Source organism: Peribacillus sp. FSL K6-5616 (genome assembly GCF_038008245.1).
Classification (GTDB): domain Bacteria; phylum Bacillota; class Bacilli; order Bacillales; family DSM-1321; genus Peribacillus; species Peribacillus frigoritolerans.
The window spans coordinates 5044364-5062500 of record NZ_JBBOYT010000001.1 but is presented as its reverse complement, the minus strand read 5'-3'; the positions used below and the strand labels follow the sequence as shown (position 1 = coordinate 5062500).

Below are 18137 nucleotides of genomic sequence, written 5' to 3'. Positions count from 1 at the left end.
ATTCCTTTGAGTTTCAGCCTTGCGGCCGTACTCCCCAGGCGGAGTGCTTAATGCGTTAGCTGCAGCACTAAAGGGCGGAAACCCTCTAACACTTAGCACTCATCGTTTACGGCGTGGACTACCAGGGTATCTAATCCTGTTTGCTCCCCACGCTTTCGCGCCTCAGTGTCAGTTACAGACCAGAAAGTCGCCTTCGCCACTGGTGTTCCTCCAAATCTCTACGCATTTCACCGCTACACTTGGAATTCCACTTTCCTCTTCTGCACTCAAGTTCCCCAGTTTCCAATGACCCTCCACGGTTGAGCCGTGGGCTTTCACATCAGACTTAAGGAACCACCTGCGCGCGCTTTACGCCCAATAATTCCGGACAACGCTTGCCACCTACGTATTACCGCGGCTGCTGGCACGTAGTTAGCCGTGGCTTTCTGGTTAGGTACCGTCAAGGTACCAGCAGTTACTCTGGTACTTGTTCTTCCCTAACAACAGAACTTTACGACCCGAAGGCCTTCTTCGTTCACGCGGCGTTGCTCCGTCAGACTTTCGTCCATTGCGGAAGATTCCCTACTGCTGCCTCCCGTAGGAGTCTGGGCCGTGTCTCAGTCCCAGTGTGGCCGATCACCCTCTCAGGTCGGCTACGCATCGTCGCCTTGGTGAGCCATTACCTCACCAACTAGCTAATGCGCCGCGGGCCCATCTATAAGTGACAGCGTAAACCGTCTTTCCATCTTCTCTCATGCGAGAAAAGAACGTATCCGGTATTAGCTCCGGTTTCCCGAAGTTATCCCAGTCTTATAGGCAGGTTGCCCACGTGTTACTCACCCGTCCGCCGCTAATCTCAGGGAGCAAGCTCCCATCGATTCGCTCGACTTGCATGTATTAGGCACGCCGCCAGCGTTCGTCCTGAGCCAGGATCAAACTCTCCGAAGAAATGTTTGACTTGCTCATTTGCTTTTTTGATAGTGTGTGCTCACTTAAAATTTAACGTTGGCGCTTTGTTCTGTTCAGTTTTCAAAGAGCGATTTATCGTCGTTACTTCGTAAGCGACTTTAATAATATATCATCTATATTATTTCTTGTCAACGACTTTATTCTTTCGCTGTCGACTTAGTTATTATATCTAGTATCAGGAATAAAAGCAATAGTTATTTTAAAATAAATAATATACATCCATTCATAGATTTCAAATACTATGATTTACCCCTGATCAAGAAGAAAAAGCTTACATTTCAAGAGTGGAATTCTTCTTTAAACATTATAGTATTTCTTCTATATATGATTCACGATTAATCCCTAAATTGATAATTTGCCCACTATCCATCACCTTTACGACCGGTCTTGTTTGCGAGCCGGCATCAATGAAAATGATTTCAGCGATGAATCCATTGTTCAGTTTGACCCGGCTTCCTATGGAAAAATTAGTGAGCTTGATAACAAGGTTTTAACTACCGCAATATCAAATTTACCAAAGTCATCATGGAAGATCATTTCCAATACCTTAAACGGTGACTGTTTCTTTCTATATGCCCTTTCGGAAGTCATGGCGTGAAATACATCTGCAACAGCAATGATTTTTGTAAATAAGTTCATGGGCTTTGTTTTCAATCTTTTGGGATAACCCGTTCCATCTAACCTTCCATGATGCTCTAGAACGGCTACCTTCACACTATCCTTAATGATGGAACTATCCTTTATCATCTTGTAGCTGAAAATGGGATGGGCATGTATCTCCTTATAATAATCTGCCGTCAGGCTTTCCCTTTTATTTAATAAACTTGGTGGCAGTTTTGCCATCCCGCAATCTGCCAGACATCCGCCAATTGCAGCTTGATAGACATCAGCCCTATTGCATTTCATTTTAAATGCAATAGGGCTGATGTCTATCAATCCAATGGAAATAGCATGATGAAATACATATTCTTCTTTATTTGCAATAGTGGTGCAGCATCAAAATGTTTTCTGGTTCCTCTAAAGCCTTGTCCATAAGGGGGATTAGGAAATCACTTCGAAACAAACGAGTCTTTTTACCCAAACCCGAACACTCTGATATCACTTTGAAACCGAGCTAATGCAAAAAAGACCCAGCTTTATTGCTGGGTCTACAGTTTTTTTACGGTTTATACAAATTGAGCGTTGCCTACGGATACTCCCGCTTTCTCATTGTTTTAAAAATAATCAAAGGGAATTTCAAAAGGGGTTCGGAATTTTAATTCCGAACCCCTTTTTCAGGAAAAGATTATTCTTCCGTATCTTTTTCAGTTTCTTCATTTTCTTCATTTACAGTAGGTTCAGGATCAGAATCCGGATCTAGAGTTGTTACAGCCTCTATATCCATGTCTTTTTCTTCTTCTTCTTCCCTTCCTACGATGGCCACCGTAGAAACATATTCATTATCTGCGGATTCGAGTCGGATGAGCTTAACACCCTGTGTATTACGGCCCGTTTTAGAAATGCCTTCGACTTCCATTCGGATCAATACACCAGCTGCTGTTATCAGCATCAAATCTTCATCTTCACCCGTAACTGTTTTCACGGCTATAAGTTCACCATTTTTCTCAGTGACATTACATGTTTTTATTCCTTTGCCTCCACGGCTTTGAATACGGTATTCTTCCGCAGAGGTCCTTTTTCCATAACCGTTTTTCGTAACGATCAGGACTTCTTCATCATCTTCAAGAATTTCCATTCCGACAACTTCATCATTCGTCCCTAAGGAAATCCCTTTTACTCCTGCTGCAGTACGTCCCATTGTCCGTACATCCGTCTCAGGGAAACGAATCATCATTCCGGACTTCGTTCCAATTATGATCTGTTTCTCTCCATTCGTAAGTCGGACAGAGATCAATTCATCATCTTCACGTAAACCTAGGGCAATTAAACCGTTATTACGGATATTTGCAAAAGACGATAAAGGTGTACGCTTTGATATACCATGTCTGGTCGTGAAGAATAAATACCAATCGTCCGCAAATTCCTTCACAGGTATGATTGCGTTGACCCACTCGCCTTTATCGACTTCCAACAGGTTGATAAGCGGCAATCCTTTTGCCGTCCTGCCATATTCAGGTATTTCATATCCTTTTGAACGATAGACTTTACCTTTGTTGGTGAAGAATAATAGAGTGTCATGAGTCGAAGTGGTTAACAAGTGACCGACAAAGTCATCTGTATTCGTTCCCATACCCTGTATTCCGCGCCCCCCGCGTTTTTGACTGCGGTATGTGGTTGCAGGCAAGCGTTTAATATAACCGTTATGCGTAAGTGTCACGATTATATTTTCCTCTGGTATTAAATCTTCATCTTCCAGGCTTTCAAAGCCGGCTAATGTGATTTCAGTTCTCCGTTTATCATCAAAACGTTCTTTAATTTCAAGAAGCTCTTCACGGATAATTTCAAGAACCTTTTCCTCATCAGCAAGAATCGCTTTATATTCTGCAATTATAGCCATTAATGCCTGATATTCATCTTCGATTTTTTCACGTTCCAGACCTGTCAAGCGCTGTAAACGCATATCCAGGATAGCTTGCGCCTGTTTTTCGGAAAGTGAGAATTGTGTCATTAAGCCTTCACGGGCAATATCTGTCGTTTGGGAACTGCGGATCAACGAAATGACTGCATCCAAATTATCAAGTGCAATACGCAAACCTTCTAAAATATGGGCACGTGCCTCCGCTTTCCGCAGTTCAAATTCAGTCCTGCGCCGTATGACTACCTGCTGATGCTCCAAGTAGTAGCGCAGGCATTGTTTTAAATTCAGCACCTTTGGCTGACCGTCCACCAAAGCAAGCAGATTGATTCCGAAGGTGGTCTGCATCGCGGTATGCTTATACAGGTTGTTTAAAAGGACATTCGCATTAACATCCTTTCGAAGCTCCATGACAATACGCATGCCATTGCGATCCGATTCATCCCGTAAGTCGGTGATGCCTTCGATTTTCTTATCTCGGGCAAGTTCTGCAATTTTTTCAATCAATCTTGCTTTATTCACTTGATAAGGGATTTCCTTAACAAGGATTACCTGTTTACCATTCGGTTTCTCTTCAATCTCGACTTTCGCCCGTTGAATGATTGACCCTTTACCGGTTTCATAGGCCTTTCTGATTCCGCTTCTCCCTAAAATCAAACCGGCTGTCGGAAAGTCCGGACCAGGAATATATTCCATCAACTCTGGAATTGTAATTTCAGGATTCTTGCTTAAAGCCAATACGCCGTCAATTACCTCACCTAATTGATGGGGCGGAATATTGGTTGCCATTCCTACCGCTATTCCTGATGAACCATTCACCAACAAGTTCGGGAAACGGGCAGGCATGACGGCTGGTTCTCTTTCTGAACCATCGTAGTTATCCTGGAAATTGACCGTATCTTTATTTAAGTCCCGGAGTAACTCCATCGAGATTTTCGACATTCTCGCTTCGGTGTACCTCATTGCGGCAGCTTGGTCACCATCGACCGAACCGAAATTCCCATGTCCATCCACAAGCATATAGCGATAGTTAAAAGGTTGCGCCATCCGTACCATCGTTTCATATACTGCCGAATCACCATGCGGGTGATATTTACCGATAACTTCCCCGACAATACGGGCTGATTTCTTAAATGGTTTATCCGAAGTCATTCCAAGATCGTTCATTGCATAAAGAATTCTTCGGTGTACCGGTTTCAAACCGTCCCTTACATCAGGCAAAGCCCGCGACACGATAACGCTCATCGCATAATCCAAAAACGATGTCCGCATCTCGGTACTTATATTTATTTCTTTAACACCTGATCTTTCATTTTCTGACATGGAGCCAACCTCCTATTAAAAGCTTATATCTCATTTAAGTTTAACTGTTCGTGCACTATGTAAAGAACAGGATGTAAAAAGCATCCTGTCAAAAATCAGATATCAAGATTTTTTACATAAATTGCATTTTCTTCAATGAAGTTACGTCGCGGTTCCACCTTGTCGCCCATCAGCATCTCGAAAGTTTCATCAGCCTCGGCGGCATCTTTCAAACTGACTTGAAGCAGCGTTCTCGTTTCTGGGTTCATGGTCGTTTCCCACAATTGCTCCGGATTCATTTCCCCCAGCCCTTTATAACGCTGCAGGTTAGGCTTTGGAGTACTTGGCAAACTTGCCATGATTTCTTCAAGCTCGCGGTCATTATAAGCATAATCCACTTTTTTCCCTTGCTGAATCTTGAAAAGTGGCGGCTGAGCAATATATATATATCCATACTCGATGATTTTTCGCATATACCGGTAGAAGAATGTCAACATCAGTGTTCTGATATGGGCACCATCCACATCCGCATCGGTCATGATAACTATTTTATGGTATCTAGCTTTTTCAGTATTGAATTCATCACCAATCCCTGTACCAAGTGCTGTGATGATCGTACCTATTTCTTCATTATGCAGGATTCTGTCCAAACGCGCTTTTTCAACATTAAGGATTTTACCCCTTAGCGGCAAGATAGCTTGGAAATGGCGGTCCCGCCCTTGTTTTGCCGATCCTCCCGCAGAGTTTCCTTCAACGATGTATAATTCGCTGATACTCGGGTCCTTAGAAGAACAATCTGCCAATTTACCTGGTAGATTGGATACTTCCAAAGCACTTTTCCTCCGGGTCAATTCACGTGCTTTCTTCGCTGCCAATCGGGCTCTCGCTGCCATTTGCCCTTTATCTACAATTTTTCGGGCCACGGCAGGATTTTCGTATAAGAAGGCATCAAGTCGTTCCGAAAGAATGGAATCAGTAACCGTTCTTACCTCAGAGTTTCCGAGTTTGGTTTTCGTCTGACCTTCAAATTGTGGATCAGGATGCTTAATCGAAATGATTGCCGTTAAGCCTTCCCGGACATCTTCACCTGAGAAATTGGCATCAGCTTCTTTTAAAAGACCATTTTTCCGTGCATAATCATTGATGACACGGGTCAAAGCAGTCTTGAATCCTGATTCATGTGTACCGCCTTCATAGGTATGGATATTATTAGCAAAAGAAAAGACATTACTGATATAACTGTCATTATATTGCAAAGCCAATTCAACGGAAATTCCATCTTTCTCGCCTTCCATGAAAATCGGTTCCTCATGCAATACCTCTTTAGAACGGTTCAAATGCTCAACATAAGATTTGATACCGCCCTCATAGTGGAACTCCCTGATTTTTTCTTCTTCTTCACGTTTATCTTCAATGATCAGCTTCAACCCTTTATTCAGGAATGCAAGCTCACGGATTCGTGTGGCTAATGTATCGAAGTCATATTCCAGGGTATCCGTGAAGATTTCACCATCAGGAATGAAGTGTACAGTCGTTCCGGTATGATCGGTTTCCCCGATGATTTTCAAATCTTCTTTTGGGATACCGCGGTTAAATTGCTGATAATGGATTTTACCTTCACGATGAACGTAAACTTCCAATACCGTGGATAAGGCATTAACTACTGATGCCCCCACACCATGCAGACCGCCGGAGACCTTATAACCTCCGCCGCCAAATTTACCGCCCGCATGAAGGACCGTCATGATTACTTCTACAGCTGGGCGTCCCATTTTTTCATGGATCCCCACAGGAATTCCCCGACCATTATCGACTACGGTTATGCTATTGTCTTCTTCGATCGTCACTTTGATTTCCGTACAGAAACCGGCTAGTGCCTCATCAATACTATTATCGACAATTTCCCAAACAAGATGGTGAAGTCCTTTTGCAGAGGTAGTGCCGATATACATCCCCGGACGTTTACGAACTGCTTCTAAGCCTTCTAAAACCTGTATCTGATTCTCATCGTATGCCTGAGCTTGTACTTCTTTTTGTTCCATTGTCATACGTATCACCTACACTTTTCTTTTGGCATTATCAATTTTAAGGAGTAATTATAACGTTTAGCTACAATTCAAAGAATATCTATATCATCGATTAAGAGCGATGGCTGCAGTGAACGCTTTTTCAAAGTGGACGACGCAAGCGGTGAATAATATACCTGTTTGTCCGTCACTACAATCGATTTAACCGAGTTTTTTGCTAAATGGGAAGTTACATCAGATTTTTTCTCCAAAAATTCACTCATGATTGGAGAGGCCTGGAGCAGCTTCTTATCTAAAATGGCTATGACATCGTCCGTTTTCACAAGAATGTCTTCACCAATATGGAGATACATACATTCACCTCATCATTTAACCTTTTTTATACTTCCTTGACTAACATAAAAGGTGGACGCTTCTCTTAGGGTTTGATGATCGATTCCATCAACGGAGGGTGTCGTCACGAATGTTTGCACTTTCCCTTGTATCGTATTCAGTAAATGGGATTGACGGAAATCGTCAAGTTCCGATAACACATCATCCAATAATAAAATGGGATACTCGCCGATTTCTTCATGGATCAGCTCAATTTCGGCAAGTTTCAAAGACAGGGCCGTTGTGCGCTGTTGTCCTTGTGAACCGTATGTCTGGACATCACGGTCATTCACAAAAAAAACCAGGTCGTCACGATGAGGACCTACCAGTGTTACACCCCGTTCAATTTCCCTTGTTTTTATTTTATCAAATTTTTCTGTGTATACTTCTATCATTTTCGTCAAATCCATAGATTCTGATACATCAAGCGACGGTTTATATTGGATTTTCAATACTTCTAGATTTCTGGAGATCCCCGAATGAATCGGCTCTGCCCATTGCTGGAGCTTTAAAAGAAACTCGTATCTTCTTTCGACAATTTTCGCTGCATACTGAATAAATTGGTCGGTCAGCACGTCAAGCATCGTCGTATCCGTTTGTTTCCGGGTCTGCAGAAGCTTTAAGTAATGATTTCTTTGTTGAAGTATTTTATGATATTGGCTCATATCATGAAGGTATACGGGAGAAACCTGGCCAATTTCCATATCTATAAAACGGCGTCTGACTAGAGGACTTCCCTTTACAAGGTTTAGATCCTCAGGCGCAAACATGACCACATTCATATTTCCGACATATTGACTCAACTTTCTTTGTTCAATATGGTTGCACTTCGCCTTTTTCCCTTTTTTTGAAATGGTCAGCTCAAGTGGTATTGAGGTATTTCTCTTTCTAACTCTTCCCTCTATTTTAGCATACTCTTCATCCCAGCGAATAAGTTCTTTATCATTTGAGGTGCGATGAGATTTTGCCATTGCTAAAACGAAAATCGATTCCATGACGTTTGTTTTTCCTTGAGCATTTTCGCCGAGGATTACATTGACTTTATTCTCAAAAGTCAGATTCAATTCGGTATAGTTGCGGTAATTTTTCAAACTTATATTTTCAATATACATATTCCGCTCTTCCCTTATGTTTTAGCTTGTAATTGTGTAGGTGCCAAATCCAGGAATCTCTATTTTATCACCTGATCTTAATTTTCTGCCTCTTCTCACGTCTAATTCGCCATTAATGTAAACCTCGTATTCACTTAAGAACCATTTCGCCATTCCGCCGCTTTGGATTAAATCGGCCAATTTCAGGAATTGTCCAAGCGTAATATATTCAGTATTGATTTTTATGGAGTCCATTTCATGCCTCACTCATTTCTAAGTAGTCTTTAATATTTCATTTTACTAAATTAATCCCATTAAGACAAAGTATAGCTTTTTCAGTTCTTATTTTTAGCGATTAAGCGTTCCGTACAGCATTTAAAAAACGCCAAAAACCCTTTGGAAATCTATCTATATAAAAAAATTAAAGACCTGCTACACAAGCCTTTAATTTTTTTGAAATATTATTTTAGCTTAGTAAGTTCTTACCGGGAGAATTAATTGCAGCATGGAATCGTCATGTAGCGGACGAATGACAAACGGACGCATTGCACCTGTGAAATTAATCTTTATATCGGAACCTTCCAATGCCTTTAGAGCATCCATTACAAATTTGGCACTGAATGAGATCTTCAGGTCTTCACCTTCAATGGCTTCTGCCTGAACTTCCTCAATTACTTTACCAATTTCAGGAGTATTGGAAGAGACTTCGATTATACGGCCTTCCAGGGTTGTCAATTTAACGACATTATTTCTTCCTTCTCTGGCCAATAAAGAAGCCCTGTCGATCGCTTGAAGGAAATCCTTGGTGTGAACAGTCACATCGGTTTTGCTATCTGATGGAATCAATCGTGATGTATCGGGATAATTGCCTTCAAGAAGTCTTGAGAAGAATAATAAATTTTCAGCTTTGAAAAGTACTTGGTTTTCGGTAATGACGATTTCAATGAGTTCGTTTGTATCATCAAGGATTTTACTTAACTCATTCAGACTTTTACCTGGGATGACAACGCTATAGGTCCCGTTAATTTTATTTTCTATTTTGGCTGTTCTCATTGCAAGCCTATGACTATCTGTTGCAATACAGGTCAATTCGTCATCTTGAACCTTCAAGTTTACACCTGTTAAGATAGGGCGTGTTTCTGACGTGGACACTGCAAAGCCAGTTTGGCGGATAAGGGTCTTTAAAAGGTCCGTTGGAAGTTTGAAAATATTTTCTTCTGCAATGATCGGAAGATGCGGATATTCCTCAGGATCCAGTCCATTTAGATTAAATTCAGCTTTTCCCGAGCGAATAATCGTTTGAAAGTTATTCTCCACTTCAATTTCTACAGTATCCATCGGCAGCTTTTTGACAATTTCACTGAAAAAACGGGCATTCAGGACAATACCGCCGCTGCTTTTAACTTCAACAATCTCATCACCGTCAACCTCAGCGGGAATGAATGATTGGATGGAAATATCTGAATCACTGCCTGTTAGAGTGACCCCCTCACTAGTAACGCTTATCTTTATCCCTGTTAGGATCGGAATTGTCGTTCTTGATGTGACTGCTTTCATTACTTCTTGGACACTATGAACTAATCGATCTCTTTGGATTATAAATCTCATGTTTCATCCTCCAATTTTTTTATTGCCGAATAGGCATATTTATTAATAATTTTTATTAAAAAAGATAGTAGTAATAGTAGTAGGTCCTGTTGATATGTGGATAAGTCCACTCAACCTAAGGAAAAACAGTCTATCCACATGTGGACAGACTGTGTGTAAGTAGTCGCCAGTTATTCACATTATCCAGAATCCATTATACCCTCAGCTGGTCCTGGATTTCTTTAACCTGACGTTGAAGCTGGGTGTCCGTTTGCATGAGTTTAGAGATTTTTTCATGCGCATGGATGACGGTCGTATGATCGCGGCCTCCAAATTCATCACCTATCTTGGGCAGGGAAGAGTCCGTCAATTCCCTGGAAAGATACATGGCAATCTGTCTTGGAAAGGCCACGGATTTAGTCCGTTTTTTCGCCTTGAAATCCTCAAGTTTGACACTATAATGTTCACCGACCGTCTTCTGGATTTCCAAGATGGTGATTATTTTAGGTTTTGAGCTAGGAATGATGTCTTTTAATGCTTCAGCTGCCAAATCGGCATTTATATCTTTATTGATCAATGAAGAATAAGCGACGACACGAATAAGTGCACCCTCAAGCTCACGAATATTGGAATCGATTTGGTTGGCTATATAGAGCATGACTTCGTTCGGGATATCAAGACCCTCAGCTTTTGCCTTTTTACGCAATATGGCAATCCGCGTTTCCAGATCAGGCGGCGTGATATCCGTGATCAAGCCCCACTCAAACCTTGAACGGAGGCGATCCTCTAGTGTAGGTATCTCTTTTGGCGGGCGGTCACTCGAGATGACGATCTGTTTGCTTTCTTCATGCAGCGCATTGAATGTATGGAAAAACTCTTCTTGAGTTTGTTCTTTTCCCGCAAGAAATTGAATATCATCAATTAATAAAACATCCACGCTTCGGTATCTATCACGGAATTCCCCAGCTTTATTGTCCCGGATCGAGTTGATGAATTCATTCGTGAACTTTTCAGACGATAAATAAACGACCTTCGCATTCGGATTATGCTCTAGAACATAATGCCCGATTGCATGCATTAAATGAGTTTTTCCAAGGCCGACGCCCCCGTATATGAATAAGGGATTATAGGCTTTGGCCGGAGCTTCTGCGACAGCGAGAGACGCGGCATGGGCAAAACGATTGCCGGAGCCGATGACAAATGTATCGAATGTATTTTTCGCATTAAGCATATGCTGTGGAAATGCAGCATGCTCTTTATCCTGTTTTTTTATCTTTTTAGGCTGAACAGGAACGGCAAAATCATCATCTTCTTGATTGGGGGGAATGATGAATTTTGCTTCCAATTCCTCACCAGTAAGTTCAAACAATACATCGGAAATAAGGTGGGAATAGCGTTCTTCAAGCCAATCCCTGGCAAATTCATTGGGAGCGGTGACTGTTAATGTATCACCTTGCAGTAAATAAGCCTTGGTTGATTTAAGCCAAGTTTCAAAGCTTGGCTTACTGATTTTCTTTTCGATTTTTCCGAGCGCCTGGTTCCAGAGGCTATCGATGTTATCCAAACTTATCCCTCCTTTGCAAAAAAAATTTTAATCATTTTATTTAAATGTATAGGCACAAATAAACTCATCGATTGCCGTCTTCATATTAATTTTGACAGCAAAGGTTCGGTGAGCTGTATTAAGGAATTTTTGTGTTGTGTAATGTGAAGTGCCCAAAACTATATCTTGCGCTGTACAACCTTTGTACAGACTACATCTGGTGAGCCAGTGTAGATTTGAATGTTAATTCATCAACAGGTATTTTAAGAAATATATAATAAAGAAGAAAAAAGGGTTTTCGACAATATCCACCATCTGTGGACAGATTAATATACACAGGTCGGATAAACTATCCACAAGTTATTCACAGTCTGTGGATAAACGTTACCTGTTGATAAAGTTATTCAGAGTGAAAACACAAATATAATATCAGAAATTCAGGCGTCTTGCAATGGGTTAGAAAACTTTATCCACAACTTACCGAGCTTGTGGGAAAAACTTTTCCACAGGCCATTGTTATGTGCAAAAGTCTCTAAAATGGGATGTGGATAGAAAAAAACATGTCGAATTTTATCCACAGACGGTGATTATAGGCTCGAATTAATTTGATATGAACCAGGTGTTCAAGCGGAAGACCTCCATGGGGAAAGATCGAAAGTGATTCAGGTTCATTCTTATAATTTGTCGAATGTTGTGTCGGAAAGGAGGATACTTGCGAATTTCATATTCGTGCTAAAGGATAAAATGATGGAAATTTCCCTTTCCCCAAAAATTTCTATATCAGTTCGGGGCAAAATCATTTACAATAGGCTAGGTAGTAAAAAAAGGCCTACTGGACATTGAGCATTAAAAAAAGAAATTTTTTATGGATGAGGTTGACAAGTAGAAACCTCCATCTATATAATTGTAAAGACTGTCTTTAACTGTTATTCCTCAGGGAGGTGTCATATAATGAAAAGAACTTATCAACCGAATAACCGCAAACATAGTAAAGTTCACGGTTTCCGTGCACGTATGAGCACGAAAAACGGACGTAGAGTAATCGCTGCACGTCGCCGTAAGGGCAGAAAAGTATTATCTGCATAGACCACTGAAAAGTCTCAGTGGTCTTTTTTCGCAAAATAAGGGATTTACTGAGACTCAATTCATGTAATGAAGGTGTAAAAATGAAAAAAAAGTTAAGGATTAAGAAAGAGGATGAATTTCAGCTTGTGTTTAAAAAAGGTGAATCTTCTGCTAATCGGCAATTCGTTGTCTATGTCCTTGAAAAGCCGGGTCAGGATCATTTTAGGATCGGCCTTTCTGTCAGTAAAAAAATCGGGAACGCCGTTGTAAGGAACCAAATCAAAAGATACATACGGCAAGCGTTTTTGGAATTGAAAGAAGATATAGAAGAGGGTAAGGATTATATTGTGATTGCTCGAAAACCAGCGGCGGAGATGGACTTTTTCCAGGTGAAAAGCAGCTTGATACATGTCCTGAAGCGTTCTAAATCACTAAACTTTAAAATGAAAAAACAATAAAGTCCCCTTAATATCGAATAAGCACTCCTCGTATCATATGGTTACTTGAGTAAGATGACATAGAAAATTCCGATTGTAACTGTGGTAAAAGTGGATTACTTTTCCTTGAAATCTTCTAATAAACAGTTCACAATTGTTTCAAAAAAGATTGATTGCAGTTAGGAGGAAATTACGGTTGAAAAAACGAATATTACTCATTATTGGACTAGCCTCGATAATGATGCTGTTGGCAGGGTGTACGGAAATTAAAGAACCTATTACTGCGGATAGTGAAGGTTTTTGGAATTCATACATTGTCTATCCATTATCAGCCCTGATCATCTGGCTTTCTGAAGCATTCGGCGAGAACTATGGTTTGGGAATCATCGGCGTTACACTAATCATTCGCCTGGCATTACTTCCATTAATGATCAAACAGGTGAAAAGCTCGAAAGCCATGCAGGCCATTCAGCCTGAAATGAAAGAACTTCAAGCTAAATACAGCTCAAAAGATGCTGCCACACAACAAAAACTACAGCAAGAAACAATGGCTCTATTTTCGAAATATAATGTGAATCCATTGGCGGGATGTTTGCCGATATTGGTGCAAATGCCGATTTTGATCGGATTTTACCATGCAATCAGCCGTACGGAAGAAATTGCTTTACATAGTTTTCTTTGGTTTGATTTAGGTTCCCCGGATCCTTATTATATTTTACCGGTCGTTGCAGGTATCACGACTTTCATCCAGCAAAAGATGTCCATGGTTGGAATGAACTCCAACCCACAAATGGCTGCACAAATGACGATGATGCTTTACATCATGCCAATCATGATTGTTGTATTTGCTATTAATTTCCCCGCTGCTCTTTCTCTTTACTGGGTAGTTGGTAACATCTTTGGGATCGTGCAAACATATTTCATCAAAGGTCCGGATCTTAGAAAAGCAGCTGCGGAAAACGCGGGAGGGGCAAAGAAAAAGTGAAAAAAGTGACTGCTACAGGACAATCTGTCGAAGAAGCAGTAAATTTAGCTTTAGCTCAATTGAACAGCACGAAGGATCGCGTGGAAATTGAAGTAGAAGATGAAGGCAAAAAAGGGTTTTTTGGTTTATTTGGTGCAAGGAAGGCAATCGTCCATGTTACATTGCCTCCGGATCCCATTGAAGAGACACTTGGATTTTTGAAGAATGTCTGCGTCGAAATGGAAGTCAATGCACAAATAGATGTCACCCGTAAAGGTAAGAACGTAACATTCCATTTATCAGGTGATAAAATTGCATTATTGATTGGAAAAAGGGGTCAAACACTAAATTCACTTCAGTATTTAGCACAGCTGGTAGCTAATCGATATTCGAAGCAGTTTTTGAATATTACCGTAGATGCAGAAGATTATCGAAGCCGCCGCAATGACACCTTAATCCAATTGGCTGAAAGAATGGCAAATAAAGCCACGAAAACAGGTAAAGCTGTTTCATTGGAGCCGATGCCATCCTATGAACGTAAGGTCATCCATAATGCTCTCCTGGATTATCCAAAAATAAAAACAACCTCAAGTGGGACGGAGCCATATCGTCACTTGGTCATTACTCCACTTAAATGAACCTTCTGCTTTTAAGCAGGGGTTCTTTTTTTTAGCCATTGTATGTCGAATATTTTTTTTGCGAATTTTCCATTCAACAATAAGTGACAAACTTTTTATATTTTCTTGATCCGTAAAGGGGATGGAAGAAAATGAAGCGGGCGATATTTGTTATTCACATGTGGATAAGTTAAAATGGTTGTTACAGAATATGGATTAATGGCGTGTGGATAACTCTTGGAAGGAAGGAGTATCTACTTTTTTTCATGAATATACTGTGGTATTGTAGTAATTTAGGGATTCGACGATTTTATTATCAGAAAAAAATAGAACCATCAATATATAAGAGGTGAAAGCATGGAATTCGATACAATCACCGCTATCTCTACTCCCTTAGGGGAAGGGGCAATCGCCATCGTTAGAATCAGCGGTGATGAGGCCATAGAAATAGCCGATAGGATCTTTAAAGGACCAGGTGGAAAAGGATTGCTTGAAGTGAAATCACATACGATTCATTATGGCCACCTTATCCAGCCTAAAACAGGTGAAATCATAGAGGAAGTCATGGTTTCGGTCATGATGGGTCCAAAGACATTTACAAGGGAAGATGTAGTTGAAATAAATTGTCACGGTGGAATCGTTTCGGTCAATCGGGTACTGCAGCTTATTCTCTCACAAGGTGCTCGTTTAGCGGAACCTGGTGAATTTACGAAACGGGCCTTTTTGAATGGCAGGATCGATCTTTCCCAAGCTGAGGCCGTTATGGATTTAATCCGTGCCAAAACGGATAAAGCCATGAATGTTGCATTAGGTCAAATGGAAGGCCGGCTTTCGAAATTAATCCAAAATCTGCGTCAGGAAATTTTACAGACCCTCGCTCAAGTCGAGGTAAATATAGATTATCCGGAATATGATGATGTCGAAGAAATGACGCATCGTTTATTTTTGGAAAAAGGCAGTTATGTGAAGAATGAAATAGAGAAACTGCTTCATACGGCCCAACAGGGGAAAATCCTTCGGGATGGGCTTGCGACCGTTATCATAGGTCGTCCTAATGTCGGAAAATCTTCATTGCTTAACAGCTTAGTTCATGAAAACAAAGCGATCGTCACTGATATTCCAGGTACAACACGTGATGTTATTGAAGAGTATGTCAATGTTCGCGGTGTACCGCTTAAACTTGTCGATACAGCAGGAATTCGCGAAACGGAAGATATCGTTGAACGAATTGGAGTTGAACGGTCTCGTGCAGTATTAAAAGAAGCGGATTTAATATTGCTTGTATTGAACTATTCCGATGATTTCACTACTGAAGATGAGAAACTATTCCAAGCGGTTGAAGGAATGGATGTTATCGTTATCATCAATAAAACAGACCTTCCACAAAAAATCGATATGGCAAAGGTTAAGGAAAAGGCGACATCCCATAAAGTTGTTACGACTTCATTACTGGAAGATCGAGGGGTCGATGAATTGGAAGAAGCGATCGCTTCTTTATTTTTCGAAGGTTCTTTAGAAACGGGAGACCTGACCTATGTTTCCAATGCAAGGCATATAGCTTTGCTGGGACAGGCATTACAGGCAATCGAAGATGCAATTGATGCTATTGAAATGGGTACACCGGTTGATTTGGTTCAAATCGATTTCACGAAAGCATGGGAGTTACTTGGAGAAATCATTGGCGAAAGCGTTCAGGATAATTTGATCAACCAATTGTTCTCTCAATTTTGTTTAGGAAAATAATCGTAAAAGGAGGAAAAGGATATGCAATACGAAGCAGGTAGCTATGATGTCATTGTTATTGGTGCCGGGCATGCTGGCAGTGAAGCAGGCCTTGCAGCTGCAAGAGTCGGAGCTAAAACGTTGATGATCACCATTAACTTGGATATGGTCGCCTTTATGCCATGCAATCCCTCCGTCGGCGGGCCGGCAAAAGGGATAGTCGTTAGGGAAATTGACGCTTTAGGCGGGGAAATGGGAAGAAATATCGACAAGACCCATATTCAAATGAGGATGCTCAATACGGCAAAAGGTCCGGCCGTTCGTGCTCTGCGGGCGCAGGCAGATAAATTTCTTTATCAGCAAGAAATGAAAAAGACGATAGAAGACCAAGAAAATTTGACATTGATTCAAGGAATGGTAGAGGAATTAATTGTTGAAAACGACGTATGTACGGGTGTCATCACTAAAACAGGTGCAGTGTACCGTGCGAAAACTGTCGTAATCACGACGGGAACATATTTACGCGGTGAAATCATTTTAGGGGAACTGAAATATTCAAGCGGCCCTAATAATCAGCAGCCTTCCATCAGGCTTTCCGAACACTTGGAGCAGTTAGGATTTGATTTGGTCCGTTTTAAAACAGGAACTCCTCCACGTGTGAATAGTTCTTCTATAGACTACAGCAAAACGGAAATTCAGCCTGGCGATGAAGTGCCTCGTGCCTTTTCTTATGAAACAACAAAGTTCATAACGGATCAATTGCCATGCTGGTTAACGTATACGAATGAGGGTACACATCAGCTCATTGATGAGAATCTACACCGTTCACCAATGTATTCCGGAATGATTAAAGGAACCGGACCGCGTTATTGTCCATCTATAGAAGATAAAGTCGTTCGTTTTAATGATAAACCACGGCATCAAATCTTCTTGGAACCTGAAGGTCGCAATACAAAGGAAGTTTATGTGCAAGGTTTATCCACCAGTCTGCCTGAAGATGTGCAAGTGAAAATCCTGCAAACAATTCCGGGACTTGAAAAAGCGGAAATGATGCGTGCTGGATATGCAATTGAATATGATGCCATCGTTCCTACGCAGCTATGGCCTACACTTGAAACGAAGAAAATCAAAAATCTATATACTGCTGGCCAAATTAACGGGACATCCGGCTATGAAGAAGCAGCAGGACAAGGATTGATGGCCGGTATTAATGCAGGATTGAATGCAATGGGTAAGGAAGAACTGATTTTAAGCCGTTCGGATGCCTATATTGGTGTTCTCATTGATGACCTTGTAACGAAAGGCACGAATGAACCATACCGATTGCTGACTTCACGTGCAGAATATCGTTTATTATTGCGTCATGATAATGCCGATCTACGCTTAACGGAAATTGGATTCAATATCGGAATGATCAAAGAAGAACGCTACAAACGTTTCCTTATGAAAAAAGAAGCGGTTGAAATGGAAAAGGAACGATTGAAATCAAACTTCATCAAACCGACCAAAGAGGTGCAAGAAGTCATTACTGCAAGTGGCGGCAGTGAGTTAAAGGATGGAATCCGTGCATCCGATTTATTGAAAAGGCCTGAAATGGATTATTCCCATATTCAGAAGTTGGCGCCAAGTGATGTCGAACTGAGTGAAGAAGTGACGGAACAGGTCGAAATCCAGATCAAGTATGAAGGATATATCGAAAAATCCTTGCAGCAAGTCGATCGCCTGAAAAAAATGGAGAACAAAAAGATTCCAGAGAATATCGATTATGATGCAATTTCTGGTCTTGCAACGGAAGCACGTCAAAAATTAAAGCAGGTCCACCCGCTATCAGTAGCTCAGGCTTCAAGAATTTCCGGTGTGAATCCCGCTGATGTTTCCATTCTGCTTGTTTATTTGGAACAAGGTAAGATTGCCAGAGTGTCTCAGTAACGGAAATACCCGAAAAGG

The 18137-nt window shown here is 41.1% G+C and carries 14 protein-coding genes and 1 rRNA gene (1 of these 15 cut by a window edge); 6 read left to right on the top strand and 9 right to left on the bottom strand.

Going from position 1 to position 18137, the window contains the following annotated elements; all coding sequences use genetic code 11:
- From MHB45_RS24575 to dnaA, 9 genes are all read right to left on the bottom strand, one after another.
- Positions 1 to 927, bottom strand: a 16S ribosomal RNA gene (locus tag MHB45_RS24575); it reaches 624 nt to the left of the window's first position.
- A 477-nt stretch (positions 928 to 1404) separates the two neighbouring features.
- Positions 1405 to 1854, bottom strand: coding sequence for an HD-GYP domain-containing protein (locus tag MHB45_RS24570; protein WP_142398533.1), 450 nt, complete (start codon positions 1852 to 1854; stop codon positions 1405 to 1407).
- 379 nt (positions 1855 to 2233) lie between these two features.
- Positions 2234 to 4786 carry a DNA gyrase subunit A gene (gene gyrA, locus MHB45_RS24565; RefSeq protein ID WP_048687939.1) on the bottom strand — a complete coding sequence of 851 codons (2553 nt, stop codon included), beginning with the start codon at positions 4784 to 4786 and terminating at the stop codon, positions 2234 to 2236.
- Between the two features lie 95 nt (positions 4787 to 4881).
- Positions 4882 to 6807: a DNA topoisomerase (ATP-hydrolyzing) subunit B gene (gene gyrB / locus MHB45_RS24560; RefSeq protein WP_034316251.1), complete on the bottom strand. Its 1926-nt coding sequence runs from the start codon at positions 6805 to 6807 to the stop codon at positions 4882 to 4884.
- Positions 6808 to 6881: 74 nt separating this feature from the next.
- On the bottom strand, positions 6882 to 7145 hold the full coding sequence (remB, locus tag MHB45_RS24555) for an extracellular matrix regulator RemB (protein WP_034316197.1): 264 nt from the start codon (positions 7143 to 7145) through the stop codon (positions 6882 to 6884).
- Positions 7146 to 7157: 12 nt separating this feature from the next.
- On the bottom strand, positions 7158 to 8276 hold the full coding sequence (gene recF / locus MHB45_RS24550) for a DNA replication/repair protein RecF (RefSeq protein ID WP_048687943.1): 1119 nt from the start codon (positions 8274 to 8276) through the stop codon (positions 7158 to 7160).
- 21 nt (positions 8277 to 8297) lie between these two features.
- Positions 8298 to 8510, bottom strand: coding sequence for a S4 domain-containing protein YaaA (gene yaaA, locus MHB45_RS24545; protein ID WP_034316192.1), 213 nt, complete (start codon positions 8508 to 8510; stop codon positions 8298 to 8300).
- A gap of 216 nt (positions 8511 to 8726) precedes the next feature.
- Complete coding sequence (dnaN, locus tag MHB45_RS24540; protein ID WP_054398443.1) at positions 8727 to 9863, bottom strand: DNA polymerase III subunit beta; 1137 nt, start codon at positions 9861 to 9863, stop codon at positions 8727 to 8729.
- 193 nt (positions 9864 to 10056) lie between these two features.
- Positions 10057 to 11406 carry a chromosomal replication initiator protein DnaA gene (gene dnaA / locus MHB45_RS24535; RefSeq protein ID WP_034316187.1) on the bottom strand — a complete coding sequence of 450 codons (1350 nt, stop codon included), beginning with the start codon at positions 11404 to 11406 and terminating at the stop codon, positions 10057 to 10059.
- A gap of 930 nt (positions 11407 to 12336) precedes the next feature.
- On the opposite strand from dnaA, the gene rpmH reads away from it, so the two are divergent.
- The 6 genes from rpmH (at position 12337) to mnmG (ending at position 18119) form a co-directional block, all read left to right on the top strand.
- Complete coding sequence (gene rpmH / locus MHB45_RS24530) at positions 12337 to 12471, top strand: 50S ribosomal protein L34 (protein ID WP_034316183.1); 135 nt, start codon at positions 12337 to 12339, stop codon at positions 12469 to 12471.
- 80 nt (positions 12472 to 12551) lie between these two features.
- Entirely contained in the window at positions 12552 to 12908 is a 357-nt protein-coding gene (gene rnpA, locus MHB45_RS24525) for a ribonuclease P protein component (protein ID WP_048687950.1), read from the top strand.
- 175 nt (positions 12909 to 13083) lie between these two features.
- Positions 13084 to 13872, top strand: coding sequence for a YidC family membrane integrase SpoIIIJ (gene spoIIIJ / locus MHB45_RS24520; protein WP_048687953.1), 789 nt, complete (start codon positions 13084 to 13086; stop codon positions 13870 to 13872).
- A complete protein-coding gene (jag, locus tag MHB45_RS24515) occupies positions 13869 to 14489 on the top strand; it encodes an RNA-binding cell elongation regulator Jag/EloR (protein ID WP_048687956.1) in 621 nt (206 codons plus the stop codon). Before spoIIIJ ends, jag begins: the two co-directional genes overlap by 4 nt.
- Positions 14490 to 14825: 336 nt before the next feature.
- The gene (gene mnmE, locus MHB45_RS24510; protein WP_048687958.1) at positions 14826 to 16211 is read left to right on the top strand and encodes a tRNA uridine-5-carboxymethylaminomethyl(34) synthesis GTPase MnmE; all 1386 of its coding nucleotides are present in this window, start codon (positions 14826 to 14828) and stop codon (positions 16209 to 16211) included.
- A gap of 21 nt (positions 16212 to 16232) precedes the next feature.
- Positions 16233 to 18119, top strand: coding sequence for a tRNA uridine-5-carboxymethylaminomethyl(34) synthesis enzyme MnmG (gene mnmG, locus MHB45_RS24505; protein WP_034316172.1), 1887 nt, complete (start codon positions 16233 to 16235; stop codon positions 18117 to 18119).
- Positions 18120 to 18137: the final 18 nt, after the last annotated feature.